At 38.1% G+C, this 18,659-nt stretch carries 23 protein-coding genes and 1 riboswitch; of the genes, 20 read left to right on the top strand and 3 right to left on the bottom strand.

Features of this window, described 5'->3' with window-relative positions:
- Positions 1-11 precede the first annotated feature (11 nt).
- The 18 genes from ACFCYJ_RS03040 (at position 12) to ACFCYJ_RS02955 (ending at position 14,098) form a co-directional block, all read left to right on the top strand.
- Complete coding sequence (locus tag ACFCYJ_RS03040) at positions 12-884, top strand: branched-chain amino acid ABC transporter permease (protein WP_376070495.1); 873 nt, start codon at positions 12-14, stop codon at positions 882-884.
- Positions 881-1,891 (top strand): branched-chain amino acid ABC transporter permease, encoded by a 1,011-nt coding sequence (locus tag ACFCYJ_RS03035; protein ID WP_376070492.1) that lies wholly within the window; start codon positions 881-883, stop codon positions 1,889-1,891. The genes ACFCYJ_RS03040 and ACFCYJ_RS03035 overlap by 4 nt, the downstream gene beginning before the upstream one ends.
- 5 nt (positions 1,892-1,896) lie before the next feature.
- On the top strand, positions 1,897-2,901 hold the full coding sequence (locus ACFCYJ_RS03030) for a 3-oxoacyl-ACP synthase (protein ID WP_376070490.1): 1,005 nt from the start codon (positions 1,897-1,899) through the stop codon (positions 2,899-2,901).
- 12 nt (positions 2,902-2,913) lie between these two features.
- On the top strand, positions 2,914-3,825 hold the full coding sequence (gene phaZ / locus ACFCYJ_RS03025) for an intracellular short-chain-length polyhydroxyalkanoate depolymerase (RefSeq protein ID WP_376070488.1): 912 nt from the start codon (positions 2,914-2,916) through the stop codon (positions 3,823-3,825).
- The gene (gene fabG / locus ACFCYJ_RS03020; protein ID WP_376070485.1) at positions 3,809-4,540 is read left to right on the top strand and encodes a 3-oxoacyl-ACP reductase FabG; all 732 of its coding nucleotides are present in this window, start codon (positions 3,809-3,811) and stop codon (positions 4,538-4,540) included. The genes phaZ and fabG overlap by 17 nt, the downstream gene beginning before the upstream one ends.
- Before the next feature lie 16 nt (positions 4,541-4,556).
- Positions 4,557-6,023 carry a class I adenylate-forming enzyme family protein gene (locus tag ACFCYJ_RS03015; protein WP_376070482.1) on the top strand — a complete coding sequence of 489 codons (1,467 nt, stop codon included), beginning with the start codon at positions 4,557-4,559 and terminating at the stop codon, positions 6,021-6,023.
- A gap of 240 nt (positions 6,024-6,263) precedes the next feature.
- Positions 6,264-6,626: a hypothetical protein gene (locus ACFCYJ_RS03010; protein WP_376070479.1), complete on the top strand. Its 363-nt coding sequence runs from the start codon at positions 6,264-6,266 to the stop codon at positions 6,624-6,626.
- Between the two features lie 230 nt (positions 6,627-6,856).
- Positions 6,857-7,024 (top strand): hypothetical protein, encoded by a 168-nt coding sequence (locus ACFCYJ_RS03005; protein ID WP_376070476.1) that lies wholly within the window; start codon positions 6,857-6,859, stop codon positions 7,022-7,024.
- A 62-nt stretch (positions 7,025-7,086) separates the two neighbouring features.
- A complete protein-coding gene (locus tag ACFCYJ_RS03000; protein ID WP_376070474.1) occupies positions 7,087-8,853 on the top strand; it encodes a methyl-accepting chemotaxis protein in 1,767 nt (588 codons plus the stop codon).
- A 404-nt stretch (positions 8,854-9,257) separates the two neighbouring features.
- Positions 9,258-9,500 carry a hypothetical protein gene (locus tag ACFCYJ_RS02995; protein WP_376070471.1) on the top strand — a complete coding sequence of 81 codons (243 nt, stop codon included), beginning with the start codon at positions 9,258-9,260 and terminating at the stop codon, positions 9,498-9,500.
- Between the two features lie 22 nt (positions 9,501-9,522).
- Positions 9,523-9,993, top strand: coding sequence for a GNAT family N-acetyltransferase (locus tag ACFCYJ_RS02990; protein WP_376070468.1), 471 nt, complete (start codon positions 9,523-9,525; stop codon positions 9,991-9,993).
- Positions 9,994-10,258: 265 nt separating this feature from the next.
- A complete protein-coding gene (locus ACFCYJ_RS02985) occupies positions 10,259-10,783 on the top strand; it encodes a P-loop nucleotide/nucleoside kinase family protein (protein ID WP_376070465.1) in 525 nt (174 codons plus the stop codon).
- A 235-nt stretch (positions 10,784-11,018) separates the two neighbouring features.
- Complete coding sequence (locus ACFCYJ_RS02980) at positions 11,019-11,153, top strand: hypothetical protein (protein WP_376070462.1); 135 nt, start codon at positions 11,019-11,021, stop codon at positions 11,151-11,153.
- Positions 11,154-11,495, top strand: a complete 342-nt coding sequence (locus ACFCYJ_RS02975; protein ID WP_376070626.1) for a GyrI-like domain-containing protein — start codon at positions 11,154-11,156, stop codon at positions 11,493-11,495.
- Between the two features lie 160 nt (positions 11,496-11,655).
- A complete protein-coding gene (locus ACFCYJ_RS02970; RefSeq protein WP_376070460.1) occupies positions 11,656-11,919 on the top strand; it encodes a YhdT family protein in 264 nt (87 codons plus the stop codon).
- Positions 11,919-13,364: a sodium/pantothenate symporter gene (gene panF / locus ACFCYJ_RS02965; protein WP_376070458.1), complete on the top strand. Its 1,446-nt coding sequence runs from the start codon at positions 11,919-11,921 to the stop codon at positions 13,362-13,364. The genes ACFCYJ_RS02970 and panF overlap by 1 nt, the downstream gene beginning before the upstream one ends.
- A 77-nt stretch (positions 13,365-13,441) precedes the next feature.
- Positions 13,442-13,585, top strand: a complete 144-nt coding sequence (locus tag ACFCYJ_RS02960) for a hypothetical protein (RefSeq protein WP_376070455.1) — start codon at positions 13,442-13,444, stop codon at positions 13,583-13,585.
- 390 nt (positions 13,586-13,975) lie between these two features.
- Positions 13,976-14,098: a hypothetical protein gene (locus tag ACFCYJ_RS02955; protein WP_376070453.1), complete on the top strand. Its 123-nt coding sequence runs from the start codon at positions 13,976-13,978 to the stop codon at positions 14,096-14,098.
- Between the two features lie 231 nt (positions 14,099-14,329).
- Here ACFCYJ_RS02955 and ACFCYJ_RS02950 read toward each other — a convergent pair whose 3' ends face one another.
- The gene (locus ACFCYJ_RS02950) at positions 14,330-15,112 is read right to left on the bottom strand and encodes a TSUP family transporter (protein WP_376070450.1); all 783 of its coding nucleotides are present in this window, start codon (positions 15,110-15,112) and stop codon (positions 14,330-14,332) included.
- Positions 15,113-15,238: 126 nt separating this feature from the next.
- Here ACFCYJ_RS02950 and ACFCYJ_RS02945 point away from each other — a divergent pair, with 126 nt between their 5' ends.
- Positions 15,239-16,021, top strand: a complete 783-nt coding sequence (locus tag ACFCYJ_RS02945; RefSeq protein ID WP_376070448.1) for a TrmB family transcriptional regulator — start codon at positions 15,239-15,241, stop codon at positions 16,019-16,021.
- Between the two features lie 84 nt (positions 16,022-16,105).
- Here the strand turns inward: ACFCYJ_RS02945 and ACFCYJ_RS02940 are convergent, their stop codons facing one another.
- The gene (locus ACFCYJ_RS02940) at positions 16,106-16,477 is read right to left on the bottom strand and encodes a nucleotide excision repair endonuclease (protein ID WP_370044156.1); all 372 of its coding nucleotides are present in this window, start codon (positions 16,475-16,477) and stop codon (positions 16,106-16,108) included.
- Positions 16,478-16,671: 194 nt separating this feature from the next.
- Positions 16,672-16,782, top strand: a riboswitch (SAM riboswitch).
- Positions 16,783-16,932: 150 nt separating this feature from the next.
- Here ACFCYJ_RS02940 and metA point away from each other — a divergent pair.
- Entirely contained in the window at positions 16,933-17,868 is a 936-nt protein-coding gene (gene metA, locus ACFCYJ_RS02935; protein WP_376070445.1) for a homoserine O-acetyltransferase MetA, read from the top strand.
- A gap of 306 nt (positions 17,869-18,174) precedes the next feature.
- Here the strand turns inward: metA and ACFCYJ_RS02930 are convergent.
- Positions 18,175-18,659: hypothetical protein (locus ACFCYJ_RS02930; protein WP_376070442.1), on the bottom strand; the 485-nt coding region annotated here is incomplete at its 5' end.

The raw sequence follows: 18,659 nt of genomic DNA, 5'->3' as shown, positions 1-18,659 counted from the left end.
GGTGTACTTTATTGGAGCTATTCGTCAATTTAGTCATTAATGGCCTGGCAACTGGCATGTTAATTTTTTTACTGGCGGCAGGTCTGACGTTAATTTTTGGACTAATGGATGTTTTGAACTTTGCACATGGTGGTTTATTTGTTTGGGGGGCTTATGCTGGGATCTTTACGTATATGTTTACAGAGAGCTTTCTAGTTGGGATTGTAGGTGCCATCGTAACAGGAGCTTTACTCGGACTCATTACTGAAAAATTAATAATAACACCTGTCTATGGCAATCATGTTCAGCAAATTTTAATAACATTAGGGCTGATGCTTGTTTTGCAGGAGATGATTAAAGTTGTTTTTGGTCCAAATGGTGTGGCAGTGAAAACGCCGAGTACCTTAACAGGTAGCTGGGAAATTGGAGACGTTATTATCATAAAATATCGATTATTTATTATTGTAGTAGGCTTTATCATTTTCGGTATTTTCCAATACATGCTAAAAAAGACGAAGATCGGGCTCATCGTTCGGGCTGGTGTACAGGATAAAGAAATGGCACAGGCACTTGGCATTCATATAAAGCGAGTATTTTTATATGTCTTTAGGGTTGGTGCGGCACTAGCAGCACTTAGTGGCATGTTAATGGCTCCGTATTCAGGTGTCATCTATGCGGAAATGGGCATGGAGTATGCGATCTTAGGCTTTATCGTTGTCGTAATCGGAGGAATGGGTAGTTTTTCGGGCTCGCTATTGGCAGCCATATTAGTCGGTTTAGCAGGTAGCTTTATGGCTTATTATGTGCCGGTGCTATCGCTTGCGGTCAATATGATTTTAATGGCCATTGTTTTAATTTTCCGTCCACAAGGTTTATTTGCTATGAGAAAGGAGAGATCCACATGAAAATGAGGCTTTCATTGCAGCATCTATGTTTTTTTCTCATGTTAGCTATTTTAGTGCTTCTCCCTTTCGTCAATGATTCAAGGACGATCATTATTTTATTAACGCAAATCTTTATTTTCGGTATTTTAGCGATGAGCTATGACATTCTCCTTGGCTATACAGGTATTGTGTCGTTCGGCCATGCTATGTTTTTTGGCTTAGGTGCCTATACGACGGCTGTCATGCTGAAACAAATGGAGCCAACGCTTTCAACCTTTTTAGTATCGATCATAGTCGGCATGTTGCTAGCAGGCTTCATTAGCTTTTTAGTAGGATTACTGACACTTCGATTAAAAAGTCATTTCTTTGCGATGCTGACATTAGCTTTTTCAGGACTATTTTTAGTAGTGGCAGAAAAATGGCGTTCTGTCACATATGGAAATGATGGTTTTACGTTTAGAGCACCAGAAATATTTAGAGATCGGATGACGTTTTATTTCTTTGTTCTTGCATGCTTAGTCATTATTTTTCTTGCGCTTTATCGCTTCGTGAACTCGCCAACTGGTCGGATTTTAATTGCTGTTCGGGAAAATGAACAACGAACAAAATCATTAGGGTACAACACTTTGTACTATAAAGTGATTGCATCCGTTGTCGCAGGAACGGTTGCAAGCTTAGCAGGCTCCTTATATGCTATCTCCCTCCGTTTTGTCAATACGAGTGTGATGACAATGGACATTACGTTAGATGCATTATTAATGACGATTATTGGCGGTGTTGGCACATTGGTCGGACCATTACTAGGATCGGCTGTTATTGAATATGCACAGCATGCACTTTCAGGGTTAGCTCGTGATTATCCAATATTTGAACGTTGGATTATTTTCTTTGGGGTTCTTTATATTTTAGCTGTTATCTTTTTCCCAAAAGGAATTATTGGATCACTGCGCATGATGTTTTGGAAATGGCGATTAAAGCGCAAGGGAAAAGATCAATCATCGGTTGTCCTGCCGCAGGAAAAGGGGTGATTTGAATGACTGTAGGCATTGTAAGTACAGGAATCTATATTCCACAAACGAAAATGACATCTAAAGAGATTGCGACGCTTTCCAATATTCCAGAGGATATTATTCGGCAAAAAATGGGTATTTATGAAAAGCCTATTCCCGGTGAGGGCGATCATACGGTACAAATGGGGATATGGGCGGCACAGGACGCTATACGCAAGGCTCATATCGACCCTAAGGACATTGATGTTGTGATTTATATGGGAGAGGAGCATAAGGAGTATCCCTTGTGGACTGCTTCTATAAAAATGCAGGAGGAGCTAGGAGCCGGAAATGCTTGGGCATTCGATGTGCAATTAAGATGCGGCACGACCATTATGGCACTAAAGCTAGCGAAAAGCTTAATGGTGTCGGATGATACTATTCATACCGTACTCCTAGCTGGTGGCTATCGAAACGTTGATTTTATCGATTACAGTAATACTCGAACACGCTTTATGTACAATTTAGCAGCTGGTGGTGGCGCTATCCTTTTACAAAAAGACTATGACAAAAATCATTTATTAGAGGTAGATATTATGACGGATGGCTCGTTCTCAGAGGATGTAGTCGTTCCTGTCGGTGGTACAAAAAAACCTTTGACGCCTTTTGATTTAGAAAATCATTTGTATCAGCTCGATGTGATCGATCCAATCGGGATGAAGGAGCGCTTAGAGCAAAAATCTTTAAGCAATTTTTTGAAGGTAATTCGAACATCCTTGGCGAAAAGTGGATTAAATGAGGGGGATATTGGCTATTTAGCAATGCTTCACATGAAAAAGTCTGCTCATGATTATATTTTATCTGAACTCGGCTTACAGCAGGAGCAGTCTATATACTTACAAGAGTATGGTCATATCGGACAGATTGACCAAATATTATCATTGCAGCTGGCGTTAGATGAAGGCCGTATCCACGATGGAGACATCGTCACACTTGTTAGTGCAGGGATTGGCTATGTATGGGGAGCTATTACGATTCGATGGGGATAAGGGGGAAATGCGATGTTAAAAACTGTTGAGCTATCAAATGGAGAAACGATTGCTTATCGCAAACGTCAAGGGGGGGAACGTGTTTTATTACTGATTCATGGTAATATGACATCCTCCAAGCATTGGGACGTTCTAATCGATGCGTTGGATGAAAAATATACAGTTTATGCGATGGATTTACGAGGTTTTGGTGGTTCATCTTATCATAAACCAATTTCCGCTATTAAAGATTTTAGCGATGATGTGAAGTTTTTTGTGGATGCCATTCAATTGCAACAGTTTGACATGATTGGCTGGTCAACGGGCGGAGCGGTATGTATGCAGTTTGTCGCTCAGTACCCTGGCTATTGTCAGCAACTCATTTTACTAGCCTCGGCATCTACGAGAGGCTATCCATTTTACACGGATTTAGGTACTGGCAATCAAGCAGCATTAAAAAGGGCTTTTACCTATGAAGAAGTACTCGTCGATACATCTAAAACAAAATTAGTACAAGGCTTCTATGATTCGAAAAATGTACAGGGCTTACAGTCCGTCTGGAACGCACTAATTTACACCCATAAGCAGCCTAGCCCGGAACACTATCAGAACTATGTAGAGGATATGCTGACGCAAAGAAATTTAGCTGAAGTTTATCATGCGTTAAACGTCTTTAATATAAGTGCAGTTGATCATGAGGTCACAAAAGGTACTCATGAGGTGCAACAGATCACTATTCCGGTTTTAGTGTTAAGAGGGGATCGTGATTACGTTATAACAGAAGGAATGAATGACGAAACAATGCTCGATTTAGGTGCGAATGCACAATTTGTCAGTTTAAAAGACTGTGGTCATTCTCCATTAATTGATGATTTACCACAGCTGACTTCTGAAATTGAAACGTTTTTAGAAATAGGGGGAAAAAAGTATGCGTTTAAACAATAAAGTTGCCATTATTACAGGAGCTGCGAACGGGATTGGCTATGCGGCTGCTGAACGATTTATTGAAGAGGGTGCATTCGTTGTCATTGCAGATTTTAATGAGGATGCTGGTGTTTCAGCTGCCCAGCATTTAGGGGATCAAGCATTATTTGTGCAAGTAGACGTTGCAGATAGAGAGAGCGTCAAGAACTTAGTGGCAACAGTCATAGAGCAAATAGGCCGAGTCGATATTTTAGTGAACAATGCAGGTATTACACGTGATGCAATGTTAACAAAAATGACAGAAGACCAGTTTCATCAGGTACTTGATGTGAATTTGACTGGCGTTTTCAATTGTACCCAAGAGGTAATACCACATATGATTGCTGCAGGTGGGGGCAAAATTATTAATACATCTTCTGTTAGCGGTGTCTATGGCAATGTCGGCCAAACGAATTACGCTGCCACAAAGGCCGCCATTGTCGGCATGACAAAAACTTGGGCGAAGGAATTGGGGCGCAAAGGGATCAACGTGAATGCGGTGGCACCAGGCTTTACAGAAACAGACATGGTGAAAAAAATGCCAGAGAATGTTCTGGCACAAATGCGCTCCATCGTGCCATTGCAAAGATTAGGAACACCTAGAGATATTGCCAATGCTTATTTATTTTTAGCATCTGATGAGGCTTCTTATGTCCACGGTCACACGCTTCATGTGGATGGAGCAATTATGATGTGATAAGGGGGCTTTCAAGATGTTTGTAGAGCAATCCTGGATATTAAAACGTGCATCGTTAACACCAAAACGTCTAGCATTGGTGAACCTAGAAACTAAGGAACAATGGACTTATCAGCAATTAACTGAGGAAATCACAAAATGGAGTCATTTTTTGGAGCACCAAAACTTGCGGGCGGGAAGTCGTGTTGCTGTATTTGCGAAAAATCACATCCAGCTTTTTGCGGTCTTATTCGCCTGCGGATTAAGAGGACTGATCTACGTGCCATTGAATTGGCGTATGAGTACGGAGGAATTACATGATATTTTAACGGATGCTACGCCTTCTTTACTGCTTTACGATGAAGAAATGAAATGTCCTGTATCTTTAGAAAATATGCATTCGCTTCGTTTAGCTAGTGAAGAAACTGTTCTCAACATTCGAGAAGTAGACCTGAATGATCCTTGGTTAATGATTTATACTGGGGGCACAACTGGCAAGGCAAAGGGTGTTGTCTTATCCTTTAATTCTGTGAATTGGAATGCGATTAATACAATTATTAGCTGGGGCTTGAATGATAGCGATTGTACGTTAAATTATATGCCGTTGTTTCATACAGGAGGTTTGAATGCCCTCTGTATACCGCTATTAATGGCTGGCGGTACTGTGGTGATTGGTGATAAATTTGAGGCGGAAAACGCTCTTCAGGCGATTAATCAGTATAAAACGACGATTTCACTTTTTGTGCCAACAATGTACCAAGCGATGATTACAACGGATTACTTTAAGAAGAGTAGCTTCCCGTCCATGAACGTATTTTTATCAGGAGGGGCACCATGTCCGTATCCAATACATGATGCATTTTTTAAGAAGGGGCTATTTTTTAAAGAGGGCTATGGCTTAACAGAAGCGGGGCCCAATAATTTTTATATTTCCCGAGAGGCCGCCTGTATGAAAAAAGGCGCAGTAGGGAAGAGTATGCAGTTCAATGAAGCTAAAATTATTAATAGCGCTGGAGAAAGCTGTGCACCAAACGAAGTGGGAGAGCTATTGGTCAGAGGAAAGCATATGTTTCGGTTTTACTGGAATAATCAGCAGGAGACTGAAAAAATCATGCATGAAGGCTGGTTGAAAACAGGCGACTTAGCCATGGTGGATGAAGATGGTGACTTTTATATAGTTGGTCGCAGTAAAGAGATGATTATTTCTGGTGGTGAAAATGTGTATCCCCAGGAGGTAGAGCAATGTATTTTGCGTCACCAACTAGTGCAAGAGGTTGCAGTGATTGGAGTAGCTGATGATTATTGGGGAGAAACCGTGGTAGCCTTTATCGTTTGTCAGAATCAGGAAGATAGTTTATTAGAAGAAATCAAAGAAATTTGTAGCAAGCATTTAGGTCGCTACAAAATCCCCAAAAAGATTATTGTCATCGATGAATTGCCAAAAACAAGTGTCGGAAAAATTGATAAAAAAGCATTACAAATGTATGCGAAAGCTGCGAAATAACAAAGAACGCTTGGAAATCCAGGCGTTTTTTGGGTTCTAAAAATGAAATGTTTTCTTAATTCTCTATTCGAAGAAGTCCTTTAAAGATGGGGCAAACGAAGAAGCTATTTAATTGGGGTAGATTGTTGAGAATCCTCTTTGTATGTATGATAAAATATTGCGAGTGAAATCAGATTGCTAACAATCTTATCATGTATCAAGGAATATTATATTCGGAAACGAAGAAAGGTAAGTACTCCTATGGAAAATGTAACAAATGTAGAAAAATTGGAATCAATAAAATCTTTACAATCGACAATCAGAAAACTCGAAAGTGCCCTGTCACAGATGACCCAGAAAGGCGCAAATACTACCTTAGTAAAGAAACGACTCAAAGCTGTTTGCATTGGCTTAGCAATGCTAGAAAACGTTTGGAATCAAAGCCCCCAACATTATAACCAGGAAGATTTAGCAGAAACGCGCAATGTTCTCGCTGGTTTATTACCATCAATTGAGAACATATATATGAAGTCAAAGGTTGGTAGTCCCCAAAGAACGCTTTTAGAAAGAAGAATTAAAGCGTTGGAACTAGCTGTTCAAGCGATTGATGACCGTAATAAATAACTTAGCTAACTAAATCTTTCGTCGTAAGATTAAGGAAAAGTTTTAACCGAATTTTAGCCAATTCCTGTCCAACAGTCATTTGCCTCCTGCTTGAGGACCAAATATTAAAATAAATTCTCCCTCAAAGATATATTAATATGAATTTCTAACTCTTCCCAAAAAAATGTAGAATTTTAGTTCGCCAGCGAGAGGTGTGTTAAAACGTATATTATGCGGATAAGTTGATTGGAGTGGAGACTGGACGCCCCCAGGAAGCTCTGCTCTGCGCGAAAGCGAAGCGTCAGCAACAAATGTTTTCTGTAGCGAAAGCAAAGCGGCAGCTACAAAGCGCTCAGTCGGAAAGGAAATCGACCCTACGTTGTGAATTCATTGTATTTGCCATAGCCACTGCTCACTAACAGCTCATTTATATTAAAAATTGTTAATTTATTGATAATGTATTGAAACTATTTATAGAATCATGTTTAATAAAAATGGATTACATTTTATACATAATATTCCTGTTGAATGTGAGGAAGGAGAGACGAATTATTTGCGCACTTTTAAAATTAGTACCAAATTTAATTTGCTTTTAGTTGGAGTTATCCTATTTTTAAGCGTGATGATTGGATTTGTATCCCATATACAAGTGAAGCAAATTATGCTTAGCAATTTTGAGCAGAGTGTAACCCATATTTCAAAGGTCGGCTATAAGCTTCTAGATGAACGGTTTAAGGGAGATTGGACTATAAAAGATGGGGAACTTTACAAAGGGGATACAAAAATAGTTGATCAGGAAGCCTTTGTAGATGAGGTTGGAGAAAGCATCGATGGTGGTGTAACCATTTTCCAAGGCTCAAAAGGACTTATCACCAATCTAAAGCTAAATGGAGAACGTTTAGTTGGCAAAGATGCGGATCCAAAAGTCGTTGAAAATGTAATGAAAAAAGGGGAAACCTTTATAGGCGAGGCAGATGTAGTAGGAACGAAATATTTAACACTCTATGCACCCATTAAAGATGCAAATGGAGACATCATTGGGATGTGGTTTGTCGGTGAAACGATCGATGAGGTGAATGCTATTATTTTTGCATTTATCGGTAAGCTGCTCATTGTATTGTTCATCGGAGCTGTCGTTGCTATATTAGGTAGCTTCCTGTTCACAAGAGCATTTGTGAAGCCGCTTCGTGAAATGAATGCTCAACTTCGAGACATTGCGGATGGAGAGGGAGATTTGACAAAACAGCTACAAATTAATTCCAAGGATGAAGCAGGGGAGCTTGCGCAATCCTTTAATAAAATGCTGACAAGCTTAAAGGTAGTAATGCAACAAATAGCACAATCCTCTAAACAAGTTGATGTATCGTCTGATGGCTTAACATCTAAATCACAGCAAACGGCGGATATGACGAGACAGCTAACTTCAACACTTCAAGATTTAGCAGATGGTTCAAGAATAACATTACATAGTACAGGTGATAGCTTAACGGCCATGCAGGAAATGGCGATTGGCATTCAACAAGTTGCTGAAACTGCTTCAACGGTTTCAGATGCTGCTGATTTAATGAGTGATGAGGCTGCTCAAGGAAATGACTCTTTGAATCGTGTATTGAATCAAATGACAATTATTAATCAATCATCTGACCATGTAGAGGCGCAGGTCCGAATATTAGGTGATCAGTCACAGCAAATTGGTAATATCGTTGATGTGATTACAAGCATCGCCGATCAAACGAACTTGCTTGCTTTAAACGCTGCCATTGAAGCGGCTCGTGCTGGTGAACAAGGAAAAGGCTTTGCTGTCGTTGCAGATGAAGTTCGTAAATTAGCAGAACAATCAAAGGAATCTGCTGATCAAATAGCAGCACTTATTCATTCTATTCAAAATGATACGGCTAATGTTATTACGGCTATTTCTAGTAACTCGAAAGAAGCTGCTGCAGGTATGGATGTCGTCGATGATACAAAGCTAGCTTTCCACAAGATCATGCAGTCGATTAAGGGGGTAAGTACACAGTTGCATGACATCTCTGCTGTGACGGAGCAGATGTCTGCGAGTGTTGAAGAAGTTACTGCCTCAACAGAAGCAATGGCACGTATTGCGAGCAAGGCAACTGAAAGTACGGAACACGTTACGTTAACAGCGGAAGAGCAATTAGCTTTCATAGATAATATGGCTTCTTCAGCCAAAGAGATGGCACAACAGGCAGACGAACTTCAAAGCTTATTAAAGAAATTCCAATATTAAAGATGGTGAAAACGCTGATCCTAGCAATTTGAAGTACAAAAATGGGAACAGTTTTTTCCAAACGAGCACTCCCATAAAATTTTATAAAAAGGATAGAAGAGCTTAAATAAATTCGCTCTATCTATCCTCTTTTTTATCACAGATGTCTCTATTTTTACTACAACAACAATTTGTTCGTTCATCAATCTAATGTTGCGGTAATTCATATCAATTATTAAATGTACATTCAAGTCTATTTCTTAAACACCTAAATAAAAAAGATATAGGCTGTTTTCTAAAAGATTGTTGCTATTCAACTAACGATGAAGGATAGATTAATAAAAAATGAGAATATTCAAAATTAAATGGATGATATATGTTAAAATAGTTATTTGATACATAAATATTTATATAGGAGTACATTTATGAAAATAGTAGAAAAGTATGGAAAAGTGAAAATAGACAACTTTGAATTTTATGGTCAAATTGAACAAGATAAATATTGTTCTAAATGCAAGTTTAATCTAGTATATTACGATGATTTTGATGCTTATTTTTGCCCTAAATGTAATAGTTGGACTGAATCAAAATGTAGTGACCCTAATTGCAAATATTGCCCTAACCGACCAGAAAAACCATTAACTTCTTTCAGCATTGATGAAAACTAAAACCATGAAAGGAGAGCTGAAAGTGGAAATAAGATTAGCCAAAATCGATGACTTATCGCAATTGTTGTATATTTTAAATGAGGTTACATTAAATTTACAACAAAAAGGAATACACCAATGGGAATATCCTTGGGATAATAATAAAATTATAAACCAATTAAAGAATAACTTTTTGTACGTTTTAATAGTAGAAGAAGAAATAATTGGAACGTTTTGTATATATGATATAGAAAATATAAATGAATTTTCCTTTGATGATAAAAGTAAGTATCTATCTCAAATTGCCATTTTACCGAAGTTCCAAGGAAAAAACATTGGTTCTGCTATAACAAAATTTGCTTGTTTTTTGGCTAAAGGATTAGATAAAACCCTGTATTTAGATTGTTGGGCTGGAAATGAAAAGTTAAAACAGTTTTATTCAAGGAATGGATTAGAATATATAGGTGATTTTCCTGAAGAAGACTATTTCGTTAGTATCTTTAAATACAGCTAAATAGGAGTAAGCTTAGATGAACAAAATATTGATACTTGGAGCAAGTGGTATTATAGGTATAACCCTAATCGAAGAATATAAAAATGATTTTAACCTATATGGGACATAATCCACTTCTACCAAGAACAAATCTAGAGAAAAGCAATTTCAATTAGACATCATACAAACACGTGTATAGGAGTATTTATTAAAGTACTCCCGCTCGACCTAGGGCTATATAGATTATGCGATGTGCAAATAATTTAGTGAAGATAGGTGATGAAGCTTGTTCTTTATACAAATGGCAGGTTTCCCTGGTTCCGGTAAATCCACTCTTTCGCGTGAGATTGCTAAAAGAACGGGGAGTATTATCATTGACCACGATATAGTCAAATCAGCTCTATTAAATTCTATTGATGAGTTTTCAATTGATGAAAAGCTTTTAGGTAAGATTTCATATAATATTGATTGGTCCTTAGTTGACTTTCATTTATCACAAGGACATAACGTAATATTTGATAGTCCTTGTTTTTATGAGGAAATGGTCGATATAGGAACACTACTAACAGAAAAATATAATGCTAAATATAAATATATTGAGTGTTATCTTGATGACTTCAAAGAGATAAATTATAGATTGAAAAATCGAGATAGAATGGTTAGCCAAATATTAGAGATAAAATCAGAAGCAGTTTTTAATCATACACTTCAAAATAGCAAAAAGCCCTCCAACTATAGGTGTATCACTGTGAATACAAGGCAACCATTGGAAAATTATATACAAGAAGTAATGGATTATATAAATAATTGATTATCTGTTTATCCTTTCTCAATGGTGGTATATTTCCGAAGGTCTACTTCCGTTAATGCAAAGCCCATTTCGTTCAAAGAAATGGCACAACAGGCAGACGAGCTTCAAAGCTTATTAAAGAAATTATAAAGATGGTGAAAAACGCTTGGATATCTAGGCGTTTTTTCAATTTTGAAAAGAGGATTATTTGTTTTTATTGTAGAAATTGTAAAATAATGATATAAGGAGGGGGGAAATGACAGAATACACATTGCAATACAAAGGGATTAAAGAAGTAGGGGAACTAAAGTTAGTAGGTTTTCGAGTTTTATGTTCGGATGATCAATATATAATCGAAATACCTAAAACGTCTTTGCAGTTAAATAAATGAATTAGCGAAATTAAACATGTAATAAATCCTTTACAGCAAGTTGGGGCTTTTGTTGTGGAACATGAATTTGTTGAAGAAGATGGATACTGGGTTTGTGTTGAAGTAAAAGAGTTCGAGGATATTCCACATGATATGGTCACTCTAACAATCCCACCTCAAAGATATGCGACTTTAAGACATAAAGGGGCCAATCATAAAATAATGGATGCCTATAAGAATCTACATTTGTGGATTGAAGAAAATAAATATGAAAGACTTAAAAATAAATGGCACTTAGAAATATTTCACAGCATGGAAGATAGTGAAAATTTAGATGTAGAGCTATTAGATACCATTGATTAAAGTCTGTCAATGAGAGTCTAAACGTCAAACATAATATTAAGGGGAAATTTCTGTTTATCGTTTTTGAAATTAAATTGTTGTGCCGATATTTATTTTTTTCACAAAGGTTCCCATAATACAAACATATCAGTAAAATAGAGTAGGTTAGGGGGACTATATTTTGAAAGATCAACGTTATAAAATTGCGCATCGAGAGGCGCTTATCGGTATCGGGCTTGTTATCGTTAACTTTGCGATTTGGTTCGGCTTTGCCTATGGACTAGGCTCTGGTGATCCAACAAGCTATACGTATGTACTCGGTTTCCCTGCATGGTTTTTCTATAGCTGTATTGCAGGGACAGGCTTTATGATTATTTTAATCTGGTTCGTCATGAAACTCTTCTTCAAAGAGGTACCATTTGACGATGAGGAGGTGGATCAATAATGCATTGGCAAGTCATTGTTCCACTGCTATTATTTTTAGTCATCATCTTTGGTATTGGTATCTGGTCAAATAAGCATATACGCTCTTCCAATTCATTTTTACAGGAGTACTTCCTTGGTGGGCGTGAAATGGGCGGCTTCATCCTTGCGATGACAATGATTGCTACGTACGGTAGTGCAAGTAGCTTTATTGGTGGTCCAGGTGTTGCTTATACGAAAGGGCTTGGTTGGGTATTACTAGCGATGGCTCAGCTTCCGGCAGGTTATTTTGTTTTAATGATTTTAGGGAAGAAATTTGCTATTATCGCAAGACGTTATCAAGCCATCACGTTAATAGACTTTTTACGTGAGCGCTATAAAAGTCATGCCATAGTCATCTTATCAGCCATTAGTATCATTATCTTTTTATTTTCTGCCATGATGGCACAATGGGTAGGTGGTGCTCGATTAATTGAATCATTAACGGGCTTAAACTACACAACGGCACTCTTTATTTTTGCAATTTCCGTATTAGTTTATGTGATCATTGGGGGCTTCCGCGCTGTTGCATTAACGGATACGGTGCAAGGCTCAATTATGGTGATCGGAACAATCATTTTATTAATTGGGACAATCATCGCTGGTGGAGGAATCGATAATATTATGACCTCACTTGTCGCTGAGAATCCGAATCTTATATCTCCATTTGGAGCAGAAGGTGAATTAACGCCATTATACGTTTCTACATTTTGGATTTTGATTGGTGTTGGAGTGGTGGGGCTTCCACAAATCGCAGTTCGTGCGATGAGCTATAAAGATTCCAGAAGCATGCATTTAGCCATTATCATTGGCACTATTGCCATTGGGACAATCATGTTTGGGATGCATCTAATTGGTGTTTTTGCACGTCCAGTGATGCCAGGTATTGAGATTGGTGATAAAGTTATGCCGCTGCTGACATTAAAGGTTTTGCCGCCATTTTTAGCTGGTGTTGTTTTAGCAGCACCAATGGCAGCAACGATGTCTACAGTTAACGCGCTCCTAATGCTTGTTAGCTCAACAGTAGTGAAAGATATTTACTTAAATTATATAAAACCAACAGCTAATGATACGGAAATTAAGCGTGCAAGCTTTATTGTTACAGCAGTGATCGGTTTAGTCGTCGTCGTTTTTGCACTAAATCCACCAGATTTATTAGTATGGCTTAATTTATTTGCTTTCGGCGGACTAGAGGCAGTCTTTATTTGGACCGTCGTATTAGGGCTATATTGGAAAAAGGCCAACAAATATGGGGCAATTGCGTCAATGATTTCAGGGATAACCTTGTATATTATCATTGATCGTTTTTATCCATCCGTCTTTGGCATGCATACTGTGACAATCCCAATTGTCGCATCCTTATTGATATTTGTTATTGTTAGTTTATTAACGAGTCATAAATTTAAAGATGAAAAGTTATTTATTTAAATTTGAAAACGCCGTAGAGTGAATATCTACGGCGTGTTTTACTGTAGACAATAAGTAAAACGCATAGAATGTTCGAAATGATGGATAGACTGTCCAAAATTGTGGATAGAATCACTAAAATCGTGGATAGAAAGTTCAAAGTGACGGATAGACCCACTGAAGCGACGGAAGAAACCTCCGAAGTGACGGAAAGAATCACTGAAACGACGGATAGAACTTGAAGCGACGGATAGACCCTCCGGAGCGACGGAAAGAATCGCTGAAGCGACGGAAAGAATCGCTGAAGCGACGGAAGAAACCTCCGAAGTGACGGAAAGAACCACTGAAACGACGGGTAGAACTTGAAGTGACGGAAAGAATCTCCGAAGCGACGGAAAGAATCACTGAAACGACGGATGAAACCTCCGAAGTGACGGAAAGAATCACTGAAACGACGGATAGAACTTGAAGTGACGGAAAGAATCACTGAAACGACGGATAGAACTTGAAGTGACGGAAAGAATCACTGAAACGACGGATAGAACTTGTAGTGACGGAAAGAATCACTGAAACGACGGATGAAACCTCCGAAGTGACGGAAAGAATCACTGAAACGACGGATAGAACTTGAAGTGACGGAAAGAACCTCCGAAGCGACGGAAGAAACCTTCGAAGTGACGGAAAGAATCGCTGAAGCGACGGAAGAAACCTCCGAAGTGACGGAAAGAATCACTGAAACGACGGATAGAACTTGAAGTGACGGATAGACCCTCCGGAGCGACGGAAAGCCCCTCTGAAGCGACGGAAGAAATCTCCGAAGTGACGGAAAGAATCACTGAAACGACGGATAGAACTTGAAGTGACGGAAAGAACCTCCGAAGCGACGGATGAAACCTTCGAAGTGACGGAAAGAATCATCATAAAGCCTCTCCGAATTAAAGGAATAGAACGCCTAAAATTTGTCGACAAGCTAAAACGCCGTAGAGCTAGATATTTACGGCGTTTTTTATGTAATCATAAGCATTCTTAGTTAACAAAGTAATCGTTACAATAATAAACAATACGCGAACAAAGCCGCTACCTTTTTTAATCGCAACACGTGAGCCTACAAATGCACCGGCAATTTGAGCTATACCCATTAGTAAACCGTAGACATAATGAATTTGACCTAAGTAGGCGAACATTAAAAGACCAGCAAAATTACTTGCGAAGTTTAGAAATTTAGCATTTCCTGCAGCCTTTAAGAAATCGAAGCCGACTAATAAAAAGCTAAAAATTAAAAATGAGCCAGTTCCTGGACCAAGAAACCCATCATAAAACCCAATGCTAAATAACAACAGCATGAATAAAACTAAGTGTGTAAATTTTAAATTTTTGACCGCAGCTACTGAACCCCAATCTTTTTTAAAGATTGTATAGACTGCAACAGCAGCAAGCATTATGAGCATGAGTGGTTTTAGTAATTCAGGATTAATTAGATGTACTGTCCATGCCCCGAAAAGGGATCCTATAAACGCTAGCGGAAAGTATTTGAGTACCGAACGAATTTCTAGCTGACCGGAACGATAAAAGGAAATTGTTGATGTCAAAGATCCCATGGTGCCAGCAAGTTTATTGGTTGCTACGGCTGCTGCTGGATTTAACCCGGCAAACATAAGGGCAGGTAATGCAATTAAGCCACCACCACCAACGACCGCATCCACAAAGGCGGCTAAAAATCCAAAAGATATTAATAATATGACTACATTTAAATCTACTTCAAATAGCATGTTTACACCTCTTTAGATAGTTACTACTGAAATAGTAACTAAATTTTACGTAGCTGTAAAGACTAATTTTTTTCGTTGGCTAATCTTCATGGCCTTCAACTATAATAGAGGAAATGGAGGGATTCGATGGAATTATTAATCGCCCAATTAAAAGAGCTGGGATTCACAGAATATGAAGCAAAGGCCTATACGGCACTCGTACAAAATAGTCATGTTAGTGCCTATCAAGTAAGTAAAAACTCCGGTATCCCACGTGCAAGAATATATGACATACTTAATGTACTTGTTGAAAAAGGGTTAGTACTGAAAGAAGAAACGGCAGATCAAACGACATACTCTTCCATTCCTGTCGCTGTATTTTTACAACAAATTCAGCAACGTTGGCAATCGAATTTCACGTCGATAAGTGATCAATTAGAAAAATTAGAGGTAAAAGAGCAGGAAACGGAGCATAAGGTTGTCACGTTAAAAGGAAAAGAGGCAATCGTCAATTATTGTCAGTCGTTATTAAAAAAAGCGGAGAAAAAAGTACTATTATCAATGTGGGAAGATATGTATGAAGAATTGCGAGAAGATATACATGCGGTCGCTCAGCACATTCCGGTTCATGGTATTACATTGTATGTGGATGAAAATGTTGCAACCATTGACCAGCATCGCGTTACTCAATATACGAGGACAGCTTCCACGCCCCATTGGTTTATTCTGTCTGTAGATGGTCAAGAGATGATTTATGGTCACTCACCGTCAAATCAAGAAACGGCTTTTATTACAAATGATCCTGTTCATATCTATTTATTAGAGGATTATATATGGCATGACGTGCTTGTTAATCGACTGTTAAAGCGCGATGAGATGGAGCTTGAGGAATGGATTACGAAAGAACGTAAAGCATTTTTTGTAGAGTAAAATATTAAAAAGAATCTGCTCGCCATCATGTACATTACAGATGGTGAGCAGACTCTTATTTTTTGTTAAATAGTATTTTTTATCTTAATAAAAAACTTTATCAACATTGTATTTAGCGCGGAATGAATTGATCGCGTATGTTTCGTAAATTTCACGTTCCATTGGATCTTCCACTTCATACACTTCAATTTTGAAAATTTCATTACGATGATTTTTCATCGGTGACACATTGTCCTCAAAATGCTTCTTAATACGTTGACGAATTTTACGAGCTTTACCGACAAATAATAGTTCGTTCTCTTCATTGTAAAATAAGAAAATACCACCGTTTTCACGTGTGATTTTATGGAAATCAATAAAACCATGGTACGGTGTGATTGGTACATCACCTGGCTTTAAATCTTGTTCGCGTTGGCGAATTACTAAATCTGGTTTTGGAAATTCAATTTTAATCAAACTATTCACGTTCCTCTCTGTTACTAAAGGTATATGTTAACATAATTACAGCTTGTTTACCATAAAATATGTAGACATAGTTTCAAGATTAGTGTTAAACAAATTACATCATGACATGCATGGTTAATAACAAAATATTCTATGTATTATTGATATTCTTAATTGTTCGTGTTACAATTCTTTTTAATTAAATAATCTTATCATGAGAAGTTGAGGGATTTGGCCCGATGACGCTTCAGCAACCTCTAACAAAAGTTAGAAAGGTGCTAATTCCAGCAAAGGATTTGTCCTTTGAGAGATAAGAGTGAACGTGGAAAAATCCTTCTCATTCTATCTCAAATGGAATGAGGGGGATTTTTTAATTTCATCGAAAAAGAAGACTTAATGAGCTTTGCGCAGGGCCTGTGCATGGAGACTAAGGCCCAATTGATTTTAACTAGAGAGGGGAATGCAAGATGCCAATTAATATTCCAAAAAACTTACCAGCTGGAGAACATTTACGTGAGGAAAAAATATTCGTTATGGAAGAGGACAGAGCGAAAACTCAACAAATTCGTCCATTAAATATCTTAATTTTTAATTTAATGCCGGAAAAAGAAAAAACAGAGCTGCAATTACTACGTTTATTAGGTAATACACCGTTACAGGTGAATATTACATTTTTAAATACTGCTACACATGAATCGAAAAATGTTAGTAAATCACATTTGCAATTATTTTATACGACGTTTAATCAAATTCGTCATCGTCGCTATGATGGCATGATTATTACGGGTGCACCAGTAGAAAAAATGGCATTTGAAGAAGTGAACTACTGGCAGGAAATTTCAGAAATTATGGATTGGTCCAAAACAAACGTAACATCAGTCTTACATATATGTTGGGGTGCTCAGGCAGCGTTATACCATCATTACGATATCGGTAAAATTGAGCTTCCTGCTAAATGCTCAGGTGTATACTCTCATGTCATTACGGATTTAACGGTGGATTTAGTACGTGGCTTTAGTGATTCATTTACGGCACCACATTCACGTTATACATCCGTATCAATTGATGAAGTACTTAACCATCCTGATTTACGATTACTATCTTATTCAGAAGATGCTGGTGTTTTCATTGTGCAATCTAAGGATAATAAAAACATTATGATTACTGGCCATCTTGAATATGATGCGACAACTTTAGCGGATGAATATAGTCGTGATGTTGCGAAAGGATTAGATATTGAGGTACCCGTGAATTACTTCCCAAATGATGATCCAGGAAATGAACCGATTAATACGTGGCGTGCCCATACACATTTATTATTCTCAAATTGGCTGAACTACTATGTTTACCAAGAAACACCATACGAATGGGATTTCGTTGATCAAATTGAATATCATATTTAACTTCTTTCAGTGGGTGTCCAAACATCCGTTGCTGCCGCTGCGTTAGCACTCCGTACGCAATTATGCCGAGGCATAATTGATTAATGTTCAATAGCAATTAAAAATGATGACCTTGATATTTTAGGGTCATCATTTTTTACTTTACTATGTTCCGACTGGGCGCTTTCCTGGGGCGTCCGATGAGCCGCTCCGCTTCGCTACAGGGTCTTATCTGTGACGCGTGACGCTGATCCCTGAGGAGTCGCCCAGTCTCCACTCTAATCAACAAATGTCATGCACAACTTTTGGTGATGAACCACACTGCTGTTAATTGTCTGGCGATTTTCCATTCTTATCACTATTTGGAGTATTGCCGGTATCGCTGTCATTCTGTGTAGTATTACCGGTATCGTTGTCACTCATACTTTTAGGAGCATTTCCGCCATTGTTGCTATTTTCACTTTGTGTAGGCTTTTCGGCATTACTGCTACTTTCATTTTGAACAGCGTTTTCGTTATTGTTACTTTCACTTTGAGAAGCATTTCCGCTATTACTGCTATGTTGACCCTGAGAAGAATTTTGGCCATTGTTACTACTTTCATTTTGAGAAGCATTACCACCATTGCTGCTATTTTGACTCTGAGAAGAATTTTGGCCATTGCTACAACTATCACTCTGAGAATCGTTGCCACCATTGCTGCTATTATGTTGACTCTGAGAAGAATTTTGGCCATTGTTACTACTTTCATTTTGAGAAGCATTACCACCATTGATGCTATTTTGACTCTGAGAAGAATTTTGGCCATTGCTAC

The sequence above is a fragment of the Lysinibacillus sp. NPDC056232 genome (genome assembly GCF_042267565.1).
Lineage (GTDB): Bacteria > Bacillota > Bacilli > Bacillales_A > Planococcaceae > Lysinibacillus.
Note: the sequence above shows the minus strand (reverse complement) of the source record. Positions and strands in the feature narration are given on the sequence as shown.